The organism is Acinetobacter sp. X9, from assembly GCF_054889255.1.
Window position 1 is genome coordinate 2508246 of record NZ_CM142679.1, and the last position, 25771, is coordinate 2534016.

The 25771-nt window shown below is 39.6% G+C and carries 22 protein-coding genes and 2 pseudogenes; 13 read left to right on the plus strand and 11 right to left on the minus strand.

Translation table 11 applies throughout. The features are described 5' to 3' along the window. Window positions 1-114 precede the first annotated feature (114 nt). Both ACYU0V_RS11940 and ACYU0V_RS11945 read right to left on the minus strand, forming a co-directional pair. Entirely contained in the window at window positions 115-333 is a 219-nt protein-coding gene (locus ACYU0V_RS11940) for a hypothetical protein (RefSeq protein ID WP_016141649.1), read from the minus strand. A gap of 48 nt (window positions 334-381) precedes the next feature. Continuing rightward, window positions 382-975, minus strand: coding sequence for a LysE family translocator (locus tag ACYU0V_RS11945; protein WP_033850539.1), 594 nt, complete (start codon window positions 973-975; stop codon window positions 382-384). A gap of 441 nt (window positions 976-1416) precedes the next feature. On the opposite strand from ACYU0V_RS11945, the gene ACYU0V_RS11950 reads away from it, so the two are divergent. Beyond that, window positions 1417-1746 carry a hypothetical protein gene (locus tag ACYU0V_RS11950; protein ID WP_005070242.1) on the plus strand — a complete coding sequence of 110 codons (330 nt, stop codon included), beginning with the start codon at window positions 1417-1419 and terminating at the stop codon, window positions 1744-1746. Window positions 1747-2205: 459 nt separating this feature from the next. Next, window positions 2206-2562 (plus strand): four-helix bundle copper-binding protein, encoded by a 357-nt coding sequence (locus ACYU0V_RS11955; protein ID WP_033850541.1) that lies wholly within the window; start codon window positions 2206-2208, stop codon window positions 2560-2562. Window positions 2563-3170: 608 nt separating this feature from the next. Here ACYU0V_RS11955 and ACYU0V_RS11960 read toward each other — a convergent pair. From ACYU0V_RS11960 to ACYU0V_RS11970, 3 genes are all read right to left on the minus strand, one after another. Continuing rightward, a complete protein-coding gene (locus ACYU0V_RS11960) occupies window positions 3171-3578 on the minus strand; it encodes a GFA family protein (RefSeq protein ID WP_033850543.1) in 408 nt (135 codons plus the stop codon). A gap of 27 nt (window positions 3579-3605) precedes the next feature. After that, window positions 3606-4007, minus strand: coding sequence for a Cu(I)-responsive transcriptional regulator (gene cueR / locus ACYU0V_RS11965; RefSeq protein WP_001020650.1), 402 nt, complete (start codon window positions 4005-4007; stop codon window positions 3606-3608). Window positions 4008-4082: 75 nt separating this feature from the next. Further along, window positions 4083-6554, minus strand: a complete 2472-nt coding sequence (locus ACYU0V_RS11970; protein ID WP_461847593.1) for a heavy metal translocating P-type ATPase — start codon at window positions 6552-6554, stop codon at window positions 4083-4085. Between the two features lie 166 nt (window positions 6555-6720). Between ACYU0V_RS11970 and ACYU0V_RS11975 the strand changes: the two genes are divergently transcribed. Next, entirely contained in the window at window positions 6721-6921 is a 201-nt protein-coding gene (locus ACYU0V_RS11975) for a heavy-metal-associated domain-containing protein (RefSeq protein WP_080759550.1), read from the plus strand. Between the two features lie 49 nt (window positions 6922-6970). Here the strand turns inward: ACYU0V_RS11975 and ACYU0V_RS11980 are convergent, their stop codons facing one another. Continuing rightward, window positions 6971-7930: a LysR family transcriptional regulator gene (locus ACYU0V_RS11980; protein ID WP_017386346.1), complete on the minus strand. Its 960-nt coding sequence runs from the start codon at window positions 7928-7930 to the stop codon at window positions 6971-6973. Between the two features lie 44 nt (window positions 7931-7974). Then, window positions 7975-8104, minus strand: a pseudogene (locus tag ACYU0V_RS11985) (hypothetical protein). 106 nt (window positions 8105-8210) lie between these two features. On the opposite strand from ACYU0V_RS11985, the gene benA reads away from it, so the two are divergent. The 7 genes and pseudogenes from benA (at window position 8211) to ACYU0V_RS12020 (ending at window position 16371) form a co-directional block, all read left to right on the plus strand. Next, on the plus strand, window positions 8211-9593 hold the full coding sequence (gene benA, locus ACYU0V_RS11990; RefSeq protein ID WP_167563887.1) for a benzoate 1,2-dioxygenase large subunit: 1383 nt from the start codon (window positions 8211-8213) through the stop codon (window positions 9591-9593). Next, a pseudogene (gene benB, locus ACYU0V_RS11995) lies at window positions 9590-10109 on the plus strand (benzoate 1,2-dioxygenase small subunit). The gene benA and the pseudogene benB overlap by 4 nt, the downstream one beginning before the upstream one ends. Window positions 10110-10161: 52 nt before the next feature. Beyond that, window positions 10162-11178 (plus strand): benzoate 1,2-dioxygenase electron transfer component BenC, encoded by a 1017-nt coding sequence (gene benC / locus ACYU0V_RS12000; RefSeq protein ID WP_461847594.1) that lies wholly within the window; start codon window positions 10162-10164, stop codon window positions 11176-11178. A gap of 18 nt (window positions 11179-11196) precedes the next feature. Beyond that, complete coding sequence (locus ACYU0V_RS12005) at window positions 11197-11982, plus strand: 1,6-dihydroxycyclohexa-2,4-diene-1-carboxylate dehydrogenase (RefSeq protein ID WP_461847595.1); 786 nt, start codon at window positions 11197-11199, stop codon at window positions 11980-11982. Window positions 11983-12039: 57 nt separating this feature from the next. Next, window positions 12040-13233: a benzoate/H(+) symporter BenE gene (gene benE, locus ACYU0V_RS12010; RefSeq protein ID WP_461847596.1), complete on the plus strand. Its 1194-nt coding sequence runs from the start codon at window positions 12040-12042 to the stop codon at window positions 13231-13233. A gap of 478 nt (window positions 13234-13711) precedes the next feature. Next, the gene (locus ACYU0V_RS12015; RefSeq protein WP_461847597.1) at window positions 13712-15070 is read left to right on the plus strand and encodes an aromatic acid/H+ symport family MFS transporter; all 1359 of its coding nucleotides are present in this window, start codon (window positions 13712-13714) and stop codon (window positions 15068-15070) included. 44 nt (window positions 15071-15114) lie between these two features. Next, a complete protein-coding gene (locus ACYU0V_RS12020) occupies window positions 15115-16371 on the plus strand; it encodes an OprD family outer membrane porin (RefSeq protein ID WP_461847598.1) in 1257 nt (418 codons plus the stop codon). 105 nt (window positions 16372-16476) lie between these two features. Here the strand turns inward: ACYU0V_RS12020 and ACYU0V_RS12025 are convergent, their stop codons facing one another. Then, the gene (locus tag ACYU0V_RS12025; protein WP_013198471.1) at window positions 16477-17583 is read right to left on the minus strand and encodes a beta-ketoacyl-ACP synthase III; all 1107 of its coding nucleotides are present in this window, start codon (window positions 17581-17583) and stop codon (window positions 16477-16479) included. Window positions 17584-17678: 95 nt separating this feature from the next. Continuing rightward, the gene (gene hrpA, locus ACYU0V_RS12030) at window positions 17679-21536 is read right to left on the minus strand and encodes an ATP-dependent RNA helicase HrpA (protein ID WP_461847599.1); all 3858 of its coding nucleotides are present in this window, start codon (window positions 21534-21536) and stop codon (window positions 17679-17681) included. Window positions 21537-21888: 352 nt separating this feature from the next. Here hrpA and ahpC point away from each other — a divergent pair, with 352 nt between their 5' ends. Both ahpC and ACYU0V_RS12040 read left to right on the plus strand, forming a co-directional pair. After that, window positions 21889-22452 carry an alkyl hydroperoxide reductase subunit C gene (ahpC, locus tag ACYU0V_RS12035; protein WP_003652649.1) on the plus strand — a complete coding sequence of 188 codons (564 nt, stop codon included), beginning with the start codon at window positions 21889-21891 and terminating at the stop codon, window positions 22450-22452. Window positions 22453-22646: 194 nt separating this feature from the next. Beyond that, window positions 22647-22862: a KTSC domain-containing protein gene (locus ACYU0V_RS12040; RefSeq protein ID WP_130121880.1), complete on the plus strand. Its 216-nt coding sequence runs from the start codon at window positions 22647-22649 to the stop codon at window positions 22860-22862. Between the two features lie 66 nt (window positions 22863-22928). Here ACYU0V_RS12040 and ACYU0V_RS12045 read toward each other — a convergent pair whose 3' ends face one another. Together ACYU0V_RS12045 and ACYU0V_RS12050 are read right to left on the minus strand one after the other, a co-directional pair. Further along, entirely contained in the window at window positions 22929-23516 is a 588-nt protein-coding gene (locus ACYU0V_RS12045) for an O-methyltransferase (protein WP_461847600.1), read from the minus strand. A 45-nt stretch (window positions 23517-23561) separates the two neighbouring features. After that, window positions 23562-23780 (minus strand): DUF1653 domain-containing protein, encoded by a 219-nt coding sequence (locus tag ACYU0V_RS12050; RefSeq protein ID WP_004702746.1) that lies wholly within the window; start codon window positions 23778-23780, stop codon window positions 23562-23564. A 257-nt stretch (window positions 23781-24037) separates the two neighbouring features. Between ACYU0V_RS12050 and ahpF the strand changes: the two genes are divergently transcribed. Beyond that, window positions 24038-25603, plus strand: coding sequence for an alkyl hydroperoxide reductase subunit F (gene ahpF / locus ACYU0V_RS12055; RefSeq protein WP_461847601.1), 1566 nt, complete (start codon window positions 24038-24040; stop codon window positions 25601-25603). Window positions 25604-25771 lie beyond the last annotated feature (168 nt).

The following is a 25771-nucleotide window of genomic DNA, read 5'->3' on the forward strand; positions in this document are numbered from 1 at the left end:
GTGTCTATACGTTAGTTTGGCTTAATTTTCACCATCTCTTAACTAAATGACTTCTATTAAGACCATACAAAATACAAACTCTGCTCATGGTTATTGTTAAATTTAATTTAAGAGTTATTCCTCACTGAATGGACCAATTAACTGATAAATTTTGCCGTCTTTAGGGTTTTCATAGAGCAAATCCATATTGGGTAAAATAATATCATCATTAATTTCAATATGTTCAACACTTTTATGAAGTTCGAGCGCGTGATCATTCATGGGTCTAACTTTTGCCAAAGCAATTGATTCTTTATCAAACTGATCCTTGATAATTACTTTTAATCTTGTCATGAAAATCTCCTAAAAATTAAATTTTTTAATATAAATAAAGGGTTAAGTTTAAAATGAGCTAATCGCAGAATAGCCGATTGGCATCGCAAAAAAAGTTAAAATAAATGCAGCCGTACGTTGTAAATTACGTTGGTTTAACCAAGTTACTTTGTTTGAAATTAATACTGTTCCAAAAGCAATCCATAAAAATGCAATGGGTGTAATTAATGATAAAAAAATAGCAATATGCACAAAATAAACGTGAAGCACTTCCCATGCTGCATGTGGAAAAATAGCAGAAGCAAAGAGTAAAGCTTTAGGGTTTAAAAGTGTTGCAACAAATAAAGCCTTAGGTGTAATCAGTGGGCTGTCTAATTTGATGTCATTTGTTGATGTTATCCAAAGTTTAAATGCAAGGTAGAGAATAAAAGTTGCACTTATTAACTTTAATAAGGCAGGAAGCCAAGGGATAAAATGTGAAACTGACTCAAGCAAAATACCCCATGAAGTAATTGCAATGAGATAACCCATCACTTCAGCAGGAATAAGTTTAAGAGACTGCTTCACCCCCGCTTGTATTCCAGCCGAGGCTAACAATGTATTTGTTGGGCCTGGAGTCAACAAAATGGTGACCACAAGTCCAATAAACATAAATGACACCATAGGCAACGAACTCTTTAGTTATGCCAGGCGAAATATGTCAAAAAGGAATATCTATTGTCGACATAATGGTTGTAACAAGAAATATTGAAGTTTATTTTTTTAATTTTAAAACAAACAATTAACTCCACCTGACTACAAATTCACTTACTATTTCAATAATTTTAAATATGCAAAATCGATCACATAAACCTAGAATAAGCGCTATTTTTTATGCTCGCTAAACACTTAAATCAAGCTTTTTTTCACAGAAAAATAAGCCGTTATTTTTAATATTTATTTCTTATTCAGCTTATTTAATAAACGCTTTTTTCTGACTTGAAATTTGAAAATTGATCAATATATAAACAACTAGAAATCGTGATTTTACTGAATATGATGTCCCGTTCCCCATCAATTCTTTGATTGTCGCTTTCATCAAATAAATCAGATGATGGAGGATGCATGATGAATGCTTATGTTCGCCCTCATCCAGATGGTTTTAAATCTTATTTAGGCAAGAATCAGAAAACCGGACTCTACATTGTACGAGTTGGTTGGACGGTTTATGAAACGAATGGCAATGGCTCTGTGCTGTACATTGTTAAGAATGAAGATACGATTCCGTTGGATGTAGAAAAGTTTAAAACTGATCGTCCCAAAATTTATGCTGCTCTTCTAAGTGAAGTTCAGTTTCAACGCAAGAAACAACTCGCGATTGATCTCCAGCAATCAAACATCCCTTCTTATGACCGTAAAGCCTACAAAAAACGGCGTGGCTTTATAGACTCTTAAGTGAAGGCATTTACTTTAAACTCATATAGAAAAAGCACCCTTAGGTGCTTTTTCTTTTAACGACCAGTTGTAATTAATACGAGCATACTCAGTATTAAAGTGCTTAATGATCGTTTGCAATGTATGTGGACTTCATGCTCAGCTCCGTGAGCAAATTGATTAACGTTTTCCATTTCGTGTGCCCTTAAAGTTCACACTGATAATTTGCACAATTTTCACACAATAAGAAATTAGCCAAAAGTATTATATCGAATCAAATTTTAAATCTAATGCTAGGCAGGTAGTTTTGAAATTTATAACTGAAGTAGCTAGATGTAACATTCTTATACGAGGTTAAGCCCTATTGAGCGTTTGTAGACCTTTCATTTCAAACTCACCTAGCAAAGAAATGATTTTATAAAATGAAAAGAGATAACAATATTCTGTTTTTTAATAATAGTCTTCGACAGGAGAACTTTTATGGAAACTCAACAAGAAACCAACTCTTCTTTATTTTGTAATGCCTCTACCTCAATTCAAGCCTGCATTGAATGTATGATTGCCTGCAAAACATGTGCAGCTGCATGTTTGCAAGAAGAACATGTAAGTATGATGCGTGACTGTATTAAGCATTGCATGACATGTGTAGAAACCTGCCAACTTTGTACGTCTTTAGAACTAAGAAACTCTGAGCTAGCAGAATCAGCCATGCAACTTTGTGCGAACGCTTGTCAACTTTGTGCAGCAGAATGCAGTAAACATGACCATAAACACTGCCAAGTTTGTGCTAAAGCATGTCTTGCTTGCGCACAAGCTTGTCTGGCATATCGTTCCTAAGTGGTATTCACAACTTTAAGCCTACGCAATCTTTAGATCGTAGGCTAATTAAAATATTTTAGATAACAGTAAATTAGATATTTTTTATTTAAGCTGATTACAATTTTTACTTTTTTACAGGCATAAAAAAAACCCGCATCTTGGGGAAAATGCAGGCTCTTAGATCTCCCACAACGACCATGAGTTCATTATTAAACTTGAACTTTAAACCGTTAACCAAATGTACCCTTAATAAAAATAAATTGCAATACAGAAAAGTCTGTATATTTGAAATATTTTATTATTTTTACATTAATTTTTCATAAATAGTTTAAAAGTATAAGATATTTCCAAATAAGAAATAGCTTTTTTACAGGCATTAAAAAAGCCCGTTTCACGGGCTTTTCTGCAACGGTGAGCAATGTAAGCGTTGTGTCTATCCAACTCTTGTTTGCTCTTTGCTAGCTATATGTAAGGTCTTATCGTATCTTTTGCCCTGTCCCAAGTTTCCCTGTGGATCGAGGAGATATTACGATTACCTTAGGTACAGTTATAGCACATTATTTATTCATGACTAGTCTTGTTCACGTTTTTTTACAAATGAACAAAATACGATCTATCCTTAATATTTAAGGGTTTTCTACCCCATTTGGATATTGGCGAGCGTCATCACAAATTGGATACCACTTCACTTGTGAATTAACAAAAGCATGAGAGATGACTGGCGTCGATATTTCTTCATTAATAAGTCCGACCCTCAGGCGTACCACTTCTGGCTTATCTAGACGTTCACTCCAGATCGGTGAACCACAAGTTTTACAGAACACTCTCTTTTTATTAGGTGATGCAAAATAAGCCTGTAACAGGTTTTCACCCTGCACAATGTTTAAATCACTTTTTTGTACTTGAGTGATGGCAGCAAAAGCAGCCCCTTGTGCTTTTTGGCATTGCTTACAATGACAAACCATAATGGGATTTAATTCAGCATTAATGCTGAGTTGAACACCATTACAAAGACAAGAAGCTGTATAAATCATGATTTTAACTTTTTATTTTTATGGGATTTAGCTTACACCCACCCCTTTTTCAATATGATCTAAAATGGCACAAGAAGCCTGTTGATCGCCACAGCAATCATCGGCAGAAGCCTGCAAAATATTAACCATTTCTTGTAGGTGGGCAATTTTTTGCTTTAATTCGGCAATGTGTTTGACGGTTAAGGCTTTCACCTCTGCACTATGCCGATCAGTATTTTTCCAAAGTGAAATAAGCTCTTTCATCTGTTCAGATGAAAAACCTAACTCTCGAGCATGCTTTAAAAAGTTTAAAGTTTTAAGGTCTGTTTCTGAATAGATGCGATAGCCAGAAGCAGAACGCTGAGCTGCTTCAAGTAAACCGATTTCTTCATAGTAGCGAATCATTTTCGCCGAAATGCCCGAATGTTTGGATGCCTGACCGATATTCATCTCACACCTCAAATATTAAATTTGGTTTAAGACCTGCTGTCATGATCTTAAACCAAAAGTTGATTTTCAGCACGCTTACTCTACTGGCGCATGAAAGCGTTTTAAGCGTAATGCATTGCCTAAAACAAAGACCGAAGAAAGTGCCATCGCGCCTGCTGCAAACATCGGTGAAAGTAACACACCAAATGCTGGATATAATGCCCCTGCTGCAATTGGAATCAGTGCAACGTTATATACAAATGCCCAGAACAGGTTTTGACGTATGTTTCGCATGGTGGCTTTACTTAATGCAATTGCATTCGGTACGCCTTTTAAACTACCTGACATGAGCACAACATCAGCTGCTTCGATGGCAACATCTGTTCCTGTACCAATAGCTAAACCGACATCTGCTTGCGCCAAGGCTGGTGCATCGTTAATACCATCACCAACAAAAGCTAAGCGCCCATACTGTTTTTGCAGTTGGCGGACTGTGTCCACTTTGCCCTCGGGTAAAACCTCTGCCACAACTTCGTCAATGTTCAGCTTTTTGGCAATTGCTTGCGCCGTATGACGGTTGTCTCCTGTAATCATGGCAACTTTGAGACCTAATTGATGCAAGGCCTCAATCGCAGCATAGGTTGTTTCTTTAATTGGATCTGCCACAGCAATAATTGCCGCAAGTTTTTGATCAATAGCAACGTATAGCGGGGTTTTGCCTTCTTCACCTAACTGAGCAGCAATCGCTTGGAAAGAGTTGGTGTCTAAACCAAGTTGGTGCATATAACGGTCTGCGCCAATTTGTACTTTCTGGCCTGAAACTTCTGCTTCAATACCTGAACCTGTAATCGAGTTAAATGCTGTTACTGGTAATAAGTTTAAGCCTTCACTCTCTGCTGCTTGAACAATCGCAAGAGCAATGGGATGTTCAGACTTGGCTTCGACCGAAGCAACCAAAGTCAGCACTTGTTCACGCTCAAAACCTGATTGCACATTAAAGTCAGTGAGTGTCGGTTTACCTTCAGTGAGTGTACCCGTTTTATCAACTGCAACTACTTGAGCTTCTTGTAAAAGCTGCAAAGCCTCACCTTTACGGAACAAGACACCTAACTCGGCACCACGTCCAGTACCAACCATAATAGAAGTTGGTGTTGCAAGTCCCATCGCACAAGGACACGCAATAATCAGTACTGCAACGGCATTCACCAATCCAAAAGTGAGTGCAGGCTCTGGCCCCCAAATAAACCAAACCAAGAAAGTAATTGCTGCAATTAACATCACTACAGGTACAAACCACATGGTGACTTTATCGACTAAGCCCTGAATCGGAAGTTTAGAACCTTGGGCTTGTTCAACCATACGAATAATTTGTGAAAGTACAGATGAGCTACCCACCGCGGTTGCCCGAATGTTCAGTGTTCCGTTTTGATTGACCGTACCACCGACCACCTGTTGTCCCACTACTTTTTCGACTGGGACAGGTTCACCCGTAATCATAGATTCATCAATGTAGCTGTGCCCTTCAACCACCTCACCATCGACTGGTACACGTTCACCCGGACGAATTTCTACAATAGTTCCACTGACTACTTCGGCAACTGCAACTTCAACCACTTGACCGTCACGTTGAATACGGGCTGTTTTAGGCTGCATTCCTACCAAATGTTGAATCGCTTGCGAAGTACGTCCTTTAGCTTTGGCTTCAAAATAACGTCCGAGTAAAATTAAACTGACAATAACGGCAGCCGCTTCAAAGTAAACATTGACCGTGCCTTGTGGTAACACATGCGGCATAAAGGTTGCTACGACCGAGAAACTGTAGGCAGCCAAGGTTCCAACTGCCACTAGCGAGTTCATATCTGGTGCCAAACGCCACAGGGCTGGAATCCCTTTTTGATAAAAACGGCGACCTGGAAAAACGAGCACTAATGTAGTCAAAGCAAACTGTAAAAGCCAGCTGTTGTATTGACCAATCGTGTCCATGATCCACATGTGAAAAGCTGGAATGAGATGTGAACCCATTTCCAAAATAAACACAGGTAAGGCCAACACAATCGAAATGATCAAATCTTTTTTAAGCTGATCTAACTCTGATGCTTTTTTATCGAGTTGCTCATCTTGATTTTTTTCAGATGCTTTAGCGTCGTAACCTGCTTTTTTAACAGCGCGAATTAAGTCTTCAACATTGACTGATGCATCTGCTTGTACCCAAGCCTGCTCTGTTGCTAAGTTAACCGTAGCTTGTTGAACGCCGTCTACTTTTTTAAGGGCTTTTTCTACACGTGCAACACAAGATGCACAGGTCATACCCTCAATAGACAACTCAACTGGCGCAGCTTTGGGAACATCATAACCTGCTCGTTCAACTGCTTTAACCAGTGCTTCGCGCTGGATTGGTTGATTTGAATAAACAACCGCTTTTTCTGTTGCCAAATTAACATTGGCAATCTCTACATTTTCAACTTTCTTAAGTGCTTTTTCGACACGACCTACACACGAGGCACAAGTCATGCCTTCGATTGGAAGTGTTTCACTATATGCTGGCAATTTTGTGTTTTTTGAGTCCATCAAACACCTCTGCAAATTTGCAAAATTTAATATTCTGTATTGAGCATACAGATTCCCATCATGGGAAGGTCAAGCATATTTTTTTAAAAATTTGGTCTTGACCTTACAATCATGACAAGGTTTAGACTCAGTGTTATCCAAACAAACATCTCATTCTTGATGGAGTATGAACATGAAACTACTTATTGAAAATATGACATGTGGCGGCTGCGCACGTGGTGTGACTGCAACGATTCAAGATGTCGATCCAAATGCAAAAGTAGATGTAGACTTAACAACCAAAATCGTGACTGTTGAAAGCAGTGAAAGCATCGATAAAATTACCGAAGCACTTGAAGAAGATGGTTTCCCAGCGAAAGTGCAATAAGATATAAAATTGCATAGCTTCATCCTTTGAGGCTATGCACCTCCTTTATTTAAAAGTCGATACCATTTGAATCATCTATCGGGTTTTGATCGAGTGTAAAGACAGTCCGTTGATAAGGTATCCCTTCTAAGTCATAAACCTGATAAATACAATCAAATAGTGACTGTAAATCTTCACTTCGGTCCATTGCCCGTGCTGTAATAAAAATTGGGCTGACCGCGCCGTTATCTAAAATCGGAATATAGTTTAAGTGTGGAAATCGAATGGTATCGGCACTTGCTGGAATAATGCAGATCCCTTCTCCCGCTGCAACTAAGCCCAAAGCCAATTGAATTTCTCGTATCTCATGCATATTTTTTGGAACCAAACTATGCTCGGCAAAAATATTCAAAAGCTGGGTCGAAAAATTGGGTTTCGGTGAAGTGGGATACATAAACATCTTTTCATCAATCAAGTCAGCTAGATATACCCCTTCTGTGCGCTGTGCAATTGGATGGCTGGTATGTGCTGCCACTACCAAACGCTCTTTACGTAAAAGAATTCGTCTCACAGCAGGATCACTAATTCTTAAACGTCCGAAACCGACATCAATACGTCCTTCTTTTAATGCCTGTAACTGTTCGGTTGTACTTAACTCCATAAGCTGAATATTCAAATGGGGTTGCTGTTGGCGAAATAAATAAATGATTCGAGGCAACAAACCATAAAGTAAAGACCCAACAAAACCAATGGTCATACTTCTTTCGATGAGACCAATACGCTTGGTCATACTTTTTATTTCTTCAGCATTCGACAAAAGTTTAACGGCGTGCTGGTAAAAGAAATGCCCTGCTTGTGTAGTTTGTAAAGGACGACTTCCACGCTCAAACAGTTGAATGCCAAGCTCGCTTTCCAGATTTTGAATCTGTCTACTCAAAGGTGGTTGAGCAATAAATAGTTTTTCGGCTGCCTTTGTAAAGCTCTGTTCTTCAACAACAGCCACAAAATACCGTAAATGTCTTAGTTCCATAAGGTTTCCATACCTTTAAGATATAAAAAAATGCAAATTCAGTCTTAGACACAGTTTAACCATTCTTTTAAGGTATATACAAGCAACAAACCGATGAAGTGATGAATTGCTTTGTGAACAAGCCTTCTTGCCAATCTTCCAGTGATTCATCTTCATCAATTCACGGTTAAACACCCAGCGCACTCATGCGCTTCATTGACAATATTAGGATATCAAGACCTTGTAGATCGTAGCTAAGGCCTTGGTGACTTCCACACTTTTGGAAAGTCGGAGAACGGACATGCCACGTATTCCTGTAATCAATACTAGCCATCTTGACCGTATTGATGAATTACTTGTCGATAACATCGATACAGGTGAATTTAAACTTCATCGCTCAGTGTTTACTGACGAAGCCCTATTTGACCTCGAAATGAAATATATCTTCGAAGGTAATTGGGTTTACTTAGCACACGAAAGCCAAATTCCAAACAATAATGACTACTACACCACTTACATTGGTCGTCAGCCTGTCATTATTGCACGTAACCGTAACGGTGAATTGAATGCCATGATCAATGCGTGTTCACACCGCGGAGCACAACTTTGCCGTTACAAACGTGGTAACAAAGCAACGTATACTTGCCCTTTCCACGGCTGGACGTTTAACAACTCAGGTAAATTGCTCAAGGTTAAAGATCCAAGTGAAGCAGGCTATTCTGACTGTTTTAACCAAGATGGTTCACACGATCTTAAAAAAGTGGCTCGTTTTGAGAGCTACAAAGGCTTCTTATTTGGCAGCTTAAATCCCGATGTTCCTTCACTTGAAGAATTCTTAGGTGAAACCACCAAAATCATCGACATGATTGTTGACCAGTCTGAACATGGTTTAGAAGTTTTACGTGGTTCATCTACCTATACCTATGAAGGCAACTGGAAACTCACTGCTGAAAATGGTGCAGATGGTTATCACGTTTCTGCTGTTCACTGGAACTATGCAGCAACGACTCAACACCGTAAAGAAACTCAAGCTGCCGATAACATTCGTGCCATGAGTGCAGGTTCTTGGGGTAAACAAGGCGGTGGCTCGTATGGCTTTGAAAATGGCCACATGTTGCTTTGGACACAATGGGCAAACCCAGAAGACCGTCCAAACTTCCCAAAAGCAGACGAATACACCGAAAAATACGGCGAAGCCATGTCGAAATGGATGATTGAGCGTTCACGTAACTTGTGTCTCTATCCAAATGTTTATTTGATGGATCAGTTCGGTTCGCAAATTCGTGTACTTCGCCCACTTTCGGTTAATCGAACCGAAGTTACCATTTACTGTATCGCACCTAAAGGTGAAGCACCTGAAGCTCGTGCACGTCGTATCCGTCAATATGAAGATTTCTTTAATGCCTCAGGCATGGCAACACCAGACGATTTAGAAGAATTCCGTGCTTGTCAGGCAGGCTATGCAGGTATTGCACTTGAATGGAATGACATGTGCCGCGGTTCAAAACACTGGATTTATGGACCAGACGAGGCAGCGAACGAAATCGGTTTAAAACCCATGTTAAGTGGGATCAAAACTGAAGATGAAGGGCTTTATCTTGCCCAACATCAATATTGGTTACACACCATGAAACACGCGATTGCATCAGAGAAAGAAATTGCTGATCAGGGAGAAACAGCATGAGTGCTCAAGACAAAGCAACTTTAGAAAATATTGCTCAGTTTCTCTATCGTGAAGCTCGTTTTTTAGATGATGAACAATGGGATGACTGGCTTGAATGCTATGCACCGGAAGCTTCTTTCTGGATGCCAGCTTGGGATGACGACGATAAATTAACTGAAGACCCGCAATCTGAAATTTCACTTATTTATTATCCAGACCGTCAAGGTTTAGAAGATCGTGTGTTCCGTATTAAAACTGAACGCTCATCTGCAACCATGCCGGACACACGCACAAGCCACAATATTGCCAACGTTGAAGTTCTCGATCGCGACGGCGACAAAGTCACTGTTCGCTTTAACTGGAATACCTTGAGTTTCCGTTACAAGACAAATTACAGCTATTTCGGTATGTCACGTTATGTGATCGATTTTTCAGGTGATCAACCAAAAATCTTGAGCAAGTATGTCGTTTTGAAAAATGACTACATCAATCAAGTGATTGATATTTACCACCTTTAAGACATACCCCCTCAGTTAAACGGACTGTTGACTGAGGGTAAAAGTTTCAAATATTTTGTAGGATACATGCCATGTCAAACCACAATGTTGCACTTCAATTTGAAAATGGTGTTACACGTTTCATTAACGTAGCTCAGGGCGAAACCCTATCTGACGCAGCTTATCGCCAAAAAATTAATATTCCTTTGGATTGCCGTGATGGTGCATGTGGAACTTGCCGCGCATTTTGCGAGTCCGGTAGTTATGACATGCCAGAAGAAACCTATATTGAAGATGCATTAACCCCAGAAGAAGCTGAGCAAGGCTACATTCTTGCTTGCCAATGTCGACCAACGTCCGATGCTGTATTTCAGATTCAGGCGTCATCAGATGTCTGCAAAACAGAAATTCATAGCTTCCAAGGTACCCTAGCCCGCGTTGAAAACTTATCAGATTCAACCATCACTTTTGACATTCAACTTGATGAAGGCCAACCGGATATTCATTTCCTTGCAGGTCAGTATGTAAATGTTGCAATTCCAAAAACTGGCGAAACCCGTTCATATTCATTTAGCTCAAAACCGGGTAATCGTTTAACTGGTTTTGTGGTACGTAATGTACCAAATGGCAAGATGAGTGAATTCTTAAGCAAGAATGCTAAAGCTGGCGACAAAATGACATTTACAGGTCCATTCGGTAGCTTCTACTTACGTAATGTAGCGCGTCCAGTGCTAATGCTTGCAGGCGGTACTGGTATTGCCCCATTTATGTCGATGTTACAAGTGCTTGAAGAAAAAGGTTCAGAACAACCAGTTCGTTTAGTCTTTGGTGTCACCAATGACTTTGATTTGGTTGCTCTAGAAAAACTCAATGAGTTGCAGGCGAAATTTCCATGGTTTGAATATCGAACTGTGGTCGCAAGCTCTGAGAGTAACCATGAACGCAAAGGCTATGTCACTGGTCATATTGAAAGTGAATGGTTAAACGGTGGCGATGTCGATGTTTATCTATGTGGCCCAGTGCCAATGGTAGAAGCGGTACGTGGTTGGTTAGAAACTGAAAATATCAAACCTGCTAATTTCTTGTTTGAAAAGTTCTCTGCGAATTAATAGATGGAGAAGTTATCTATGTCAAACCGTCAAAGATTTACTAATAAAGTCGTGATTGTTACGGGTAGTGCCCAAGGTATTGGTCGTGGTGTGGCACTGCAAGTTGCAGCTGAAGGCGGCCAAGTCATCATGGCTGACCGCTCTGAATACGTTGAAGACGTTCTCAAAGAAATTCAGAGTACAGGTGGTGATGCTGTTACGATTAATACTGACCTAGAAACCTATGCAGGCGCGCAAGCGGTTGTTGCAAAAGCCATCGAACATTATGGTCGGGTAGATATCCTGATTAATAACGTAGGCGGCGCGATCTGGATGAAACCTTTTGAAGAGTTTTCCGAAGAAGAGATCATTAAGGAAGTCAATCGCTCATTGTTTCCAACTTTATGGTGTTGCCGCGCTGTGCTACCCGCCATGATTAAGCAACAAGCGGGTGTTATTGTAAATGTCTCTTCAATTGCAACCCGTGGTATTCACCGTATTCCCTACTCTGCATCTAAAGGTGGTGTAAATGCTCTAACAGCATCGCTTGCTTTTGAACATGCGAAAGATGGGATTCGAGTCAATGCCGTGGCGACGGGTGGAACCGAAGCGCCACCTCGTAAAGTGCCACGTAACGCCAACCCGTTAAGTCAAAATGAAAAAGACTGGATGCAGCAAGTAGTTGATCAAACCATAGATCGAACATTTATGGGCCGTTATGGCACAATTCAAGAACAAGTCAATGCAATTTTATTTCTTGCATCAGACGACGCATCGTATATGACGGGATCGGTCATTCCGGTCGGAGGTGGAGATCAGGGTTAATCCTGATCTTTTTATATGATTGGGTAAATAACATGATTTGCATGGAGGCAATCACACATGGCAACCCTGTTAAAGACATTAAAAAATGACTGGTCCATATCAGCAACAGTTGCGGGCTTTCTCGCGGTTTTAATTTCTTACTCAGGCCCACTAATTATTTTTTTCCAAGCTGCTCAGCGTGCTCATGTGTCCACCGACATGATGGTGTCATGGATTTGGGGAATCTCAATTGGTGCTGCCGTTTCAGGTATTTATCTTTCGATTAAATATAAAACGCCTGTCATAACCGCATGGTCAGCACCAGGTACTGCCCTGTTAGTTACCCTATTTCCAAACATTTCATTGAATGAAGCAGTAGCCGCCTATATTACTTCTGCTATCGTTATTTTTTTAATTGGCGTTATAGGTTACTTCGACAAATTACTAAAATGGATTCCGCAAGACGTCGCTGCCGGCATGATGGCAGGTATTCTTTTTCAATTTGGTATTGGTCTATTTACCGCGTCTGATAGCATGCCTTTTATTGTTTTTAGCATGCTCATTGTCTTTTTAATTGCCAAACGTTTAATGCCGCGCTACACCATGATTTGGGTGTTAGCTGCCGGAGTTTTATTAAGCCTCATTTTAGGCAAAATGAATCCGGTTGATGTGAGTTTTAATTTAGCAATCCCCCAGTGGATTAGCCCAGAATGGACATGGAACTCAACACTCAACCTCGCTGTTCCTCTCATTTTAGTCAGCTTAACCGGCCAATTTTTACCGGGTATGGCGATTATGAAACTCAGCGGTTACGATACCCCAGCCAAACCCATTATTACTGTCACCAGTATTGCCTCTTTAGCTGTTGCTTGCGTCGGCGGTATTACCATTGTGCTTGCTTCAATTACCGCTGCTTTATGTATGGGCAAAGATGCACATGAACTTAAAGAAAAACGATATATCGCAGGAATCGCCAATGGGATTTTTTATATTTTAGGTGGGTTATTTGCTGGCAGTATTGTCATGCTATTTAGCTTACTTCCTAAAGAGTTGGTTGCAGCACTGGCAGGTTTAGCCTTGCTTGGAGCAATTGCGACCAATATTTCTGTTGCCATGAAGAATGATAGTCAACGTGATGCTGCACTTATTACCTTTTTAGCTACCGCATCAGGCATGCATTTTCTTGGATTAAGCTCAGTTTTTTGGGGTATTTGCATTGGTGTAATCGCCCATTTCATTCTCACCCCACGCTCAACGCCAGCCACAAATTAAGTTTTTTATCTAAGCGCCTACCACTAGAATAAAGCCTCAATCGCCAAATCAGGATGCAAATAATTCGCTAACACTGTTTTGGCGATTTCTATTAAATATAAATTAAATTTCATCTTTAAGATAAATTTCTAAAATAATTAAATAATAGATTTTAGTATTTTGTTTTTATATTTTTACTTCAACTCATAATATAAATTTAACGATATTTTTAAGTGTGATTATCATCAATAAAATCCATAAAAAAACATCTCTAAAATCCTTAAAATTCTCATAATACAATATTTAACCCCATTTTAATGACACAACAAAACCAACTAAAGAAATCAAAATAAATACATATTTTTCAAATAATTAAATTAATAAAAGCACAATACCTTAAAGACATAAAGATATATCAATTAGGTTTTTGACTCTAATCCAATAACAAAATAGTTTATTAAAAAATAACGCGATGCTTCACAAATTGGAGGTGAAGAAAATGGATACGAGCAAGGTAAATATTAATGAGTTAATTGATAAAGCCAGTTTTACATCTTTTCATTGGAAAGTTTTAATCTGGTGCTTACTTATTATTATTTTTGATGGATATGATTTAGTTATTTATGGGGTTGCTCTTCCTCTGTTAATGCAGCAATGGTCATTAACTGCGGTAGAAGCTGGTTTACTCGCCAGTGCTGCTCTATTCGGTATGATGTTTGGTGCCATGATTTTCGGCACACTTTCAGACAAACTGGGACGTAAAAAAACCATCCTGATTTGTGTCACCTTATTTAGCGGATTTACCTTTATAGGTGCCTTTGCCAAAGGACCAACAGAGTTTGCTATTTTGCGCTTTATTGCAGGCCTTGGGATTGGTGGCGTTATGCCAAACGTCGTCGCGCTTATGACTGAATACGCGCCGAAAAAAATCCGCAGTACATTAGTCGCAATTATGTTTAGTGGCTATGCAATTGGTGGCATGACATCTGCTCTACTTGGCGCATGGCTCGTGAAAGACATGGGCTGGCAAATCATGTTTTTAATTGCGGGTATTCCCCTATTATTGCTCCCACTCATTTGGAAATTTTTACCTGAATCTCTCACCTTTTTAGTGAAATCAAACCATAGCGAGCAGGCAAAAAGTATTGTTTGTAAAATTGCGCCAGAAACGCAGGTAAACGCCAATACACAACTGGTGTTAAACGAAAGCACAACCACAGATGCACCTGTCCGTGCACTTTTCCAACAAGGCCGTACTTTCAGCACATTTATGTTCTGGATCGCTTTCTTTATGTGCTTACTCATGGTGTATGCCTTAGGAAGCTGGTTACCTAAACTCATGCTGCAAGCGGGCTACTCATTAGGTGCGAGCATGTTGTTCCTCTTTGCACTCAATATTGGCGGCATGGTTGGGGCAATTGGTGGTGGTGCTTTGGCAGATAGATTCCATTTAAAACCTGTTATTACGATCATGTTTATTGTGGGATCAGCAGCTTTAATTCTGCTTGGCATTAATAGTCCACAATTTATTTTATATAGCCTGATTGCGATTGCTGGCGCTGCCACAATTGGTTCACAAATCTTACTCTACACTTTCGTGGCACAGTTCTATCCAACAGCACTTCGTTCAACTGGCATGGGCTGGGCATCTGGAATTGGTCGTATTGGCGCGATTATCGGACCAGTTTTAACCGGAGCGCTACTCACACTTGAGCTTCCTCACCAAATGAATTTCTTAGTGATTGCAATTCCGGGTGTGATTGCTGCATTTGCAATATTTATGGTCAATCTCAAAGCCTCTGTTGCTGCACAAACACCATCAACTTTTAACCCTCAAAACACGCTTACCCAGCAGTAAAAATACATGCGCCGAGGACTGGCGCATCTTTTTGGAAATGGATTATGGAATTATTACACCGCTTTAAGCCATGTGTTTTAACTTTTGCGACCTTAGTGTTAATGTGTGGCAATTCATTCGCTGCAAATCCAAATCAGCAGCCTGAAGATGAATGGAAGTTCACGCTAAAGAATGCCTATATCAATCGTAATTTTGATAATGATGCACTCAAAGATACGGGCAGTTGGTCTCAGGCAGCATCGCTATTTTATAAGTCGAAAATGCATGACACCCCTCTGCAAATTGCAGACAAACCGATTACGATTGGGGCCGATTCTTCTGTTCAATACGCCGTGCGCTTAAGTTCAGACAAACATGTTGCGGACACAGTTTTGCCTTTTAATAAAGAAACACAGTCACAAGCATCTGACTTTTTAAAATACGGTGCGACCTTAAAACTGGGCTATGACAAAACTCTTTTAAGTGTCGGTGAGCTTTGGTTAGACCTGCCTGTAACAGCTGTTGATGCGAGCCGACAATTACTTGCTTCATATTGGGGAACCAATCTTAAGTCGCAACTTTCAGATCAGCTTTATGCAGAAATTGGTCGGGTTGAAAAAGTCTCTCCACGAAATGAAGAAGACTTTAAAAAGTTTTCATTCACGGCAAATGGAATGACCAAAGAATCTGATGGCCTGAACTACATAGATCTGCGCTATCAATTTACGCCGTCTTTAAAGGGCGAATATTATTTTGGTAATTTAGAAGACCTCTACAACAAACACTATGTTGGACTTGAGCATAATTGGAAACAACCTAATTTTGCCCTGACCTCTAAGTTTAAGTACTTTAATGCAAAAGATGACGGCAACACTTTTGATATTGATGCACAAAATATTGGGGTGCTGGAGACTCTTAAAGTAAAAAACCATACCTTTGGCTTGGGATACCAGCAGATTATCGGTGAGTCGGCTTATCCATTACCAGATGGTTTCTTACCAGAGACGTATTTCATTAACTGGAACGCTACTGGTTTCTTTAAAGAAGACGAAAAGTCTTATCATGTAATGTATGGCTACGACTTTAAAGATTATGTACCGGGCTTAAACGCAATGGTGAAATATGTCTATGGCCATGATTTTAAAGCAGCCAATGGCGAAAAGAATCATGAAACTGAGTCGAATGTGATTTTAAACTATGCATTTCAACAGCCATTCTTAAAGGGTGTTGCCCTGCAATACATTCGTATTGATTACAACGTTAAACATGGTAATGACTTTGGTGAAGATCGCCTGTTTGTAAACTACACCAAAAAGTTTTAATAACTTTTGATTCAATTTAAGCGGGCCAATGTTGGTTCGCTTTTTTATATTAATTTCGCTCATAAAAAAACGCTCTTACGAGCGTTTTTTAATTAACTTTGCAACTTAAGCAACGTGCTTTTGTACAACAATCGAACCGACTGAATAACCAGCACCGAAAGATGAAATCACGCCATATTCGCCATTATCTACTTCATGGCCTGTACGGTGTAAAGCAATGATCACGCCTGCTGAAGAGGTATTAGCAAACTCATCTAGAATAATTGGGGCACGGCTTAGATCTGCCTCTTTACCAGCCACATATTTCAAGATTAGTTCATTCATGTTGGCATTGGCTTGGTGTAACCAGAAACGCTTAATATCGTTTGCAGTTAACTGCATTTTTTCCAACTGCGCATTAATGATTTTTGCCACTAACGGACAAACATCTTTAAAGACTTTGCGACCATCTTGACGGAATAACTTGTCGTCAACCACTGCATCTTCGCTACGGTTTAAGAAACCGAAGTTATTGCGAATGTTGTTTGAAAATTGAGTAAATAAATGAATATCTAAAATTTCAAAACCAGTTTTAGTAGTGGTTTCTTCAATAATAGAAGCCGTTGCAACGTCGCCAAAAATGAAGTGACAATCACGATTACGGTAATCTAAGTGACCCGATGTAATCTCAACGTTCACTAATAAAACACGACGAGCGCCTGAACGAATTGCATCTGCCGCTTGTTTCAAACCAAAAGTGGCAGCTGAACATGCAACGTTCATGTCGTAGGCATAACCTTGAATGCCAAGTGCCGACTGAATTTCAATCGCAACTGCTGGATAAGCACGCTGCATGTTTGAACATGCCAAAATCACAACATCGATATCTTCAGCAGTTACGCCTGCATTTTCCATTGCCTGTTTCGCAGCAATGACGCCCCACTCTGCTTGAAGTGAAAGTTCATCATTTGAACGTTCAGACAAACGAGGACGCAAACGATTTGGATCGAGAATACCTGATTTCTCAATCACGTAACGGCGCTTAATACCAGACGCTTTTTCAATAAATTCAGCACTAGAACCACGTAATTCTTCGAGTTCACCTGCTGCAATTTTCTCTGCATTCTCTTGGTTATATTGTTCCACATAAGCATTTAAACTGTCGGCCAGTTCTTCATTAGAAATGATTTCTGTTGGGTGAAATAACCCAGTACCTGTGATACGAATGCCCATGTAAAACTCCTAAAAAAATGAATAGGGTCTGTTAATCTTTCATTTATAAATTGCGTTGTAGGCTAAACAACAACATAAACAGACCCCGATCTATCTTAACTGATTCCCAAACGATCCCATAACTTTTGCAGTCGAGTTGGCGAAATAGGCATCTTGGTTTTCATCGGTTGAGAAAATAAAGAAATGCGGAATTCTTCCAACATCAAATACAATTCTTTGATTTTGGGATTATTTTTGAATTTAAATACCTTGTCCATCCATGGATCGACATCATCAATAGCGGCATGATCTCGCTGTAGATTATTTGGCAATCGATCTAAACGCAATAGCAGCGCTTTTAAATATCGCGGATATTCCTGCCAAAGATCGACTGGTTGGCAGTAAACAAAATTACCAAGTGACATTAAATCTAGTTGATCTTCAATATCATCAATACTGCGCCCAAACACGTTTGGATCAAGCACTAAAAGCTGACGACGGATTTGCTGCCACTGAATGTAAATATCACTTAACTGCTCAAGTGCTTGCTGACCATGGGTCAAAAATTGCTTTTTAACTTGCTCGAGCAGTTTGTTAAATTCATCTGCGTTAATTGGCAGAGTCGTAATTGCCATCTGCAACGTTGCATAGACCAACATCTGCTCAAGCTTAGCTTTATCGCCCAAAGGTGAATAAGCCAACGCGAGCGGTTTTGAAATCTGCTTTTTCAACTGACGAACCAAATCGCCAAGTTGCATATGGACTAGACGAATAATACCTTCACGATGCTGTTTAATCGCCTCAGCCTGATCGTTAAACGTTTGAATAACAATGCCTGACTCATCTTTAGCTTCGAGGTCAGCAAAAGCCTTGGTCGGAACTAAAGCCTGATATTGCTTTACTACAACGCCCGTAACTTTATGAGAAGCCTCGAAAGTAAAGTTTTCAGGAAAGTCCTTAAACTCACCTTTTTGCTGTTTCACTGGACGATGCGTTTCTACACGACAACGTGCTTTTAACTCAGGTAAATCACGCCCTTTCGCAATCAGCTTACCTTTTTCATCAATAACCTTAATGAAAGGCACCAAATATGGATCAATACGTTCAAACGAGAAATCTTTTTCAGTAATTTGCTCACCACGTAAGGCAAAAGCTAAATAACTAAAAATATGTTCACGTAAATGTACTGCATCAACCCCTTGCATGAGCTTACGAGCTGTATCAGGAATTGGCACCACATTACGACGCTTGTCTTTAGGTAAAGCTTTGAGTAAAGCCTCAATTAAATCTTGGCGCCAACCTGGAATTCCCCATGACCAAATATTTTCATCGACTTGAGGCAACGCCTGTACAGGAATTTGAACAGTGGCACCATCTTCATCATGACTCGGATCAAAATGATATGTGGTTGCTAAACGCAGCTGCCCATTGTGTAAATGATCTGGGAATTGCTGCGTGGTTGGTCGGTCATTGAGCCAGAGCGCATCATCGTCAATAAATAAATAACGAGGATTATTTGCTTCTACCGTTGCACGCCAGTCTTCAAAACTACGGCGACTCGCGATTTCCTCAGGAATTTTCGACGCGTAAAACTGATAAATTGTTTCTTCATCCACCACCAAATCACGACGACGCAATTTATCCTCAACTCGCTCTACTTCTTCAAGCTTAAGTAAGTTGTGTTTTAAAAATGGTGGAACTGTACCCAAGTTACCTGTGGTTAATGCATCGCGTAAGAAAATCTCATGGGCAGCAGGCTGATCAACTTTCTCAAAATTAATTAAACGTTTTGGCTCAATAATTAAACCAAATAAAGAAATTTGTGCATATGCATTAATGATTCCCGCTTTCTTAGACCAATGCGGCTCAAAATAGTGATATTTCAATAAGTCACGTGCAGCTAGCAAAATCCATTCAGGATCAATTTTGGCTAAAGTACGTAAGTACACTTGAGAGGTTTCGACCATCTCAAAAGCCATCACCCAAGAAGTATTGGTTTTGTGCAGCGTACTTGCAGGGAAAACTTTAGCCTTTTGCTGACGCACCGCCATAAAGGTATTACGTTCATCTGTTTTATTAGCAATAAACGATAATAAACCTGTCAGCAATGCTCGGTGCAAGTTTTCATAATTCGCAGGTTTTTCATTAAAGCTAAGTTTTAAGCCTTCGGCTAACTCAACCAATTGCTGGTGTGTCTGTTTCCATTCACGTAAACGCAACCAGCTTAAGAAATGCTGCTTGGCAAATTGACGCCGTTTATTTTCAGACATGCCTGCTTCGCCTTTAGGATTTAAAGTCTCCCAAAGTTTTAAATAAAACAGAAAATCTGAATCTGCTTCCTTAAACAAAGCATGCTTTTGGTCAGCTTGCATTTGTTTATCTGCCGGACGCTCACGCGGGTCCTGAACAGCTAAAGCACTTACCACAATTAAGATTTCTTTGAGTACGCCAAAATGAGCACCACCCACGATCATACGTGCCAAACGTGGATCAATTGGCATACGTGCCATCATTTGCCCGACTTTAGTCAGCTCATTTTTCTTCTCGTTAAGTGCGCCTAACTCAATCAGCAACTTACGGCCATCATTTACAAGGCGGAAATCTGGTGGCTCAATAAAATCAAAGTTTTCTAACTCACCTAACCCTAAACTCTGCATTTGCAAAATAACAGACGCTAAGTTGGTTCGTTTAATTTCTGGTTCGGTAAACTCAGGGCGACTTAAAAAATCTTCTTCGCTATATAAACGAATACACACACCTGGAGCAATACGACCACAACGCCCTTTACGCTGATTGGCTGCGGCTTGAGAAATTGCTTCAATGGGTAAGCGTTGTACACGTGAACGGTAGTTATAACGTGATATACGAGCAAAACCACTATCAATCACATAACGAATGTTTGGAACCGTAAGTGCAGTTTCGGCCACGTTCGTCGCAATAATAATACGACGGCCTTTTCCACCCGGACTAAAAATCTTCTGTTGTTCAGAAACAGCTAAACGCGCATACAGCGGTAAAATTTCGGTATGTCTTGGCCCGTACTTTTGCAACGTTTCCTGTAATTCTCGAATTTCTTGCTCTGTGCTTGAAAAAATTAGAATATCGGCATGTTCTGGATGACCTTTTGCTTCTGCATCTGCAAAGCATTCTTCTACCGCTTGTACAACTGCGCGTGGAAGGTTTTCTTCAAAATCATCAAACTCATCGTCATCACTGCCGCCAATATTCATTTCTGAAATTGGGCGATAAAGCACTTCGACAGGATAACTACGCCCTTCTACTTCAAAAATAGGCGCATCATTAAAGTAATTACTAAAGCGATTTACATCTAAAGTGGCCGAAGTCACGATAACTTTTAGATCTGGGCGTTTTGGCAGTAACTGCTTTAAATAACCCATAATAAAATCGATATTGAGTGAGCGTTCATGCGCTTCATCAATAATGATCGTGTCATATTTAGACAAGAAACGGTCATTGCCTAACTCAGCAAGCAAAATACCATCGGTCATTAACCGTACAATTGAATCTTGCGAACCTTGTTCATTAAATCGGATTTTAAAACCAATCGATTCACCAAGCTTTTCTCCGACTTCTTCTGCAATACGCTGAGAAACACTACGTGCAGCTAAACGACGTGGCTGAGTATGACCAATCATACCCGTTAAGCCACGACCTGCTAGCATTGCAATTTGAGGAAGCTGAGTGGTTTTACCTGAACCCGTCTCACCTGCCACAATAATGACCTGATGTTTTTGAATCGCATCAATTAAACGGTCAGCATATTGAGAAACAGGTAGTTCCTGATTCAGTTTAATTTTAGGGAGACGTTCAAATCGCTGCCTTACTTTGGCATTAGATTGTTCAAATAATTTTTCAATCTCTGCTGTATTGGCTTTTTTATCTTTACGCAAACGATTTAAACGGTAACGATCTCTTGCCATCACCCACTGATCAATATTTAAATCATTCTGCACAGACAAATTTTCCTGAAAATACAACAATCCTCTATTTTACGCTCTAATGACCATAAGGTAAAACAGTTGGTTTTTTATATATTTTTAATTTTTTAAAATTTTACCCTTGAATTTTGACTAACGAGACTTCATGTTGTTAGGCAAGTTTCTTTTACGATAACTGTCATTTGATTTACATGTTTTTGCAGTCAAATCGAATACAGTGTTTGGGGACTTAAAAATCGTAAATTTATCACTTATTCGATTTTCCGATTTTAGTCATGTAAAAATACTATTTCCCCAATAAAGAATTTTTATTTATTCTAGATCTCGTAAACAAGTTTAAATATAAACCTCAATCATGGAGACAATGATGAGCTTGATTAATACTGAAGTTAAACCATTCCAAGCAACTGCTTACCACAACGGCCAATTTGTTGAAGTTAACGAAACTAACCTTAAAGGTAAATGGTCTGTTGTATTCTTCTATCCAGCTGACTTCACTTTCGTTTGCCCAACTGAACTTGGTGACTTAGCTGACAACTACGCTGAATTCCAAAAACTTGGTGTTGAAATTTATGCTGTATCTACTGATACACACTTCACTCACAAAGCTTGGCACGACACTTCTGAAGAAATCAAAAAAATCCAATATCCATTAGTTGGTGACCCGACTTGGACTCTTTCTAAAAACTTCGACGTTCTTATCGAATCTGAAGGTTTAGCTGACCGTGGTACTTTCGTTATCGATCCAGAAGGTAAAATCCAAATCGTTGAACTCAACGCTGGTGGTATCGGCCGTGACGCATCTGAACTTCTTCGTAAAGTAAAAGCTGCTCAATACGTACACGCTCACCCAGGTGAAGTTTGCCCAGCTAAATGGAAAGAAGGCGAAGCTACTCTTGCTCCATCTATCGACCTAGTTGGTAAAATCTAATCTCTTATTAGATTTTAAAAACTCAAAGAACCATCCCTCATCGGATGGTTCTTTTGTTTTGAATAAGCACATCACATTTTCTACTGATACTTTTACAATTATGCCCTTCCCCATTACATGAAGTTTGAGTAATGTCGAATAAATAACCGATGTTTTTTGAGCTTAAATCATATGAAATAAAAGGGGAAAAATTTATGACGAATACTTTGGCAGTCACTTCATGGAAATACAATGCGACTTCACGTCATCTAAAAATATTTTATAGCGATGGTTCAGGCGAACTTTATCATCCTGTACCAGAATTTATTTATGACAACTTATTACGATCAACAGACAAAGCTGCTTTTGTACATAAATATTTAGAATTCGATTTACACTTTACTCGCCTATCTTTAGTGAATGCTTCATAACATAATAAAATAAGGCCTGCTTAGAACAGGCCTTTATGAATGAATAAATCATATTTTCAATATGGTTTATCTTGCCACTACAATGCATAAACCAGCGCCTACGGGCAAAATACTACTCATAAAATTTTCATCTTTTTTAATTAATGCTAAGAATGAACTGACTTCAGCCGCATGTGAAATAACATTATCAATAATGAGTACGCCACCTTTTGGCTTCGTCAGCCGTTTTAAATCTGGCCAATAATTCTCATACGCAGGACGCTCAGCATCTAACAAAATAAAATCGAAAGTTTCATGAGTTTCTTTTAAATAGTCGGCTGCATCTCCAACCCAAAAATCTACCAATTCATCTAATGCCAGTTCAGTCGCATGGCGTTTAGCTTCATTACTACGATTGGCATCAATTTCAAGCGTGGTTACTTTTCCATGAGTAGCTTGAGCAGCCTCAGCAAGCCATAAAGTAGAGTAACCTGTTGAAGTCCCAATTTCTAAAATTGATTTAGCTTGCTGCATCCGAATAAATTGCGATAGTAATTTTGCAGACTCCGCCTCAATATTACGATACCGCAGCAAACGATCTGTCTGCTGTGCATCATGTCGTTTAAAGGTGTCATATAAATCGGCAACTCTTTGTAAGAAAAAAGTATTTGGCATATATTCACCCTTTAAAATCGTTATTTTATATAAAAGTCGTTTGAGTTAAGTGCTTTGAATTAACTTGAAACGCGGCACGATACTTCCATCAGCCATTTGAACCGTTTCAGTAAACATATCTAAAGGACGTACCCAAGTTGAATAGTCACCATAAAGACACTGATAAACGACTAACTCTTCTTCAGTCTCGCTGTGTTTTGCCACAGAAAAAACTTGATAGAGATTACCTTTATAATGCTGATAAATGCCGCGTTGCAATGACATGAAAGTACCTTTTAATGTTATGACATAAAATCTTTACAGCCATATAACATATATAAATTTTTAAATACTTTCACTTTAAAACACTACAAAACATAAAAAAGAACATTTTAGAGATAAATTATTGATCTTATTTATGAATGTTTTCAATAATTCAAAAAACCGATTAAATCTATAAAAACATACTGTTTCACCTATTCTGTGTTTTCACGTACTATGCATCTATTGAAAGAATTTGGATGCATTGGAGTAAAAAACAGATGTTAGATCAAAACATTAAAACTCAATTAAAAGCTTACTTAGAACGTCTAGAAAGTCCAATCGAATTAGTTGCTGCTTTAGATGAATCAGACAAAGCAGCTCAAATTAAAGAGTTGGTGACAGAAATTGCTGAACTATCTGACCAAGTCACTGCCCGTTTTGACGGTAACAATACACGTCGTCCAAGCTTTGGTGTGGCTAAAGCTGGTGAACAACCTCGTGTATTCTTTGCAGGCTTACCAATGGGCCATGAGTTTACATCTTTGATCTTGGCACTGTTACAGGTCTCTGGTTATGCACCTAAAGTGTCTGATGAAGTGCTCAACCAGATTAAAGGTTTAAACCTCAAAGCCAACTTTGATGTATTCGTATCGCTTAGCTGTCATAACTGTCCGGACGTGGTACAGGCACTTAACCTGATTGCGATTTACAACCCGAACACCACGGCAACCATGATTGACGGTTCATTCTTCCAAGATGAAGTGGAACAACGCAAAATCATGGCTGTGCCAATGGTATTCCAAGACAACGAACACATTGGTCAAGGTCGTATGACCCTTGAAGAGATTGTAGCGAAACTCGACACTAACTCAGCTGAAAAAGACGCAGTAGCACTCAATGCCAAAGATGCTTTTGATGTATTGGTGATTGGTGGTGGTCCTGCAGGTGCAACAGCTGCGATCTATGCGGCACGTAAAGGTATTAACACAGGTATCGTGGCTGAACGCTTTGGTGGTCAGGTCATGGATACCATGGACATTGAAAACTTCACTTCTGTACAAAAGACTCAAGGTCCTAAGTTTGCTGCCGAGATGGAAGCACATGTTCGTGAATATGATGTCGATATCATGAACCTGCAACGTGTCAGCAAAATCACAGGTGCCAACCAAACTGAAAATGGCTTGGTTGAAGTTGAACTTGAAAACGGTGCAAAACTTGAATCGAAAACTGTGATCCTTTCAACAGGGGCACGTTGGAGAGAGATGAATGTACCGGGTGAGCAAGAATACCGTACCCGTGGTGTCGCGTACTGCCCACACTGTGATGGTCCATTGTTCAAAGGCAAACGTGTTGCCGTGATTGGTGGCGGTAACTCAGGTGTTGAAGCAGCAATTGACCTTGCAGGGATTGTTGAGCATGTGACTCTGGTTGAGTTCGATACCAAACTTCGTGCTGACCAAGTGCTGCAAAACAAATTGCATAGCTTGCCAAACACAACGGTGATTATGAATGCCTTAAGTACAGAAGTGTTAGGTGATGGTTCACAAGTGACTGGTCTTAAATATAAAGACCGTGCGACTGATGAAGAGCATGTGGTCGAGCTTGCAGGGATCTTTGTACAGATTGGTTTACTACCAAACACTGACTTCTTGAAAGACAGTGAAGTTGAGTTAACCAACCGTGGCGAGATCATTGTGAATGACCGCAACGAAACCAATGTGCAAGGTGTATTTGCGGCGGGTGACTGTACGACTGTACCTTACAAGCAAATCATTATTGCTACAGGTGAAGGTGCTAAAGCATCACTCTCAGCATTTGATTACATCATCCGTTCTGGGCAGTAAAATCGGTCAAAATCATTATTATTTATTTCAAGCCTAGCATTACAAAATGCTAGGCTTTTTTAATACTAGAGTTACAACTTTTTAACAATTTTCGATCTTTATTAATCATTTACTTTATGTTTATATTTTAGACATCCATATTTGGATGCCATGAATTAGAAGGAAAAA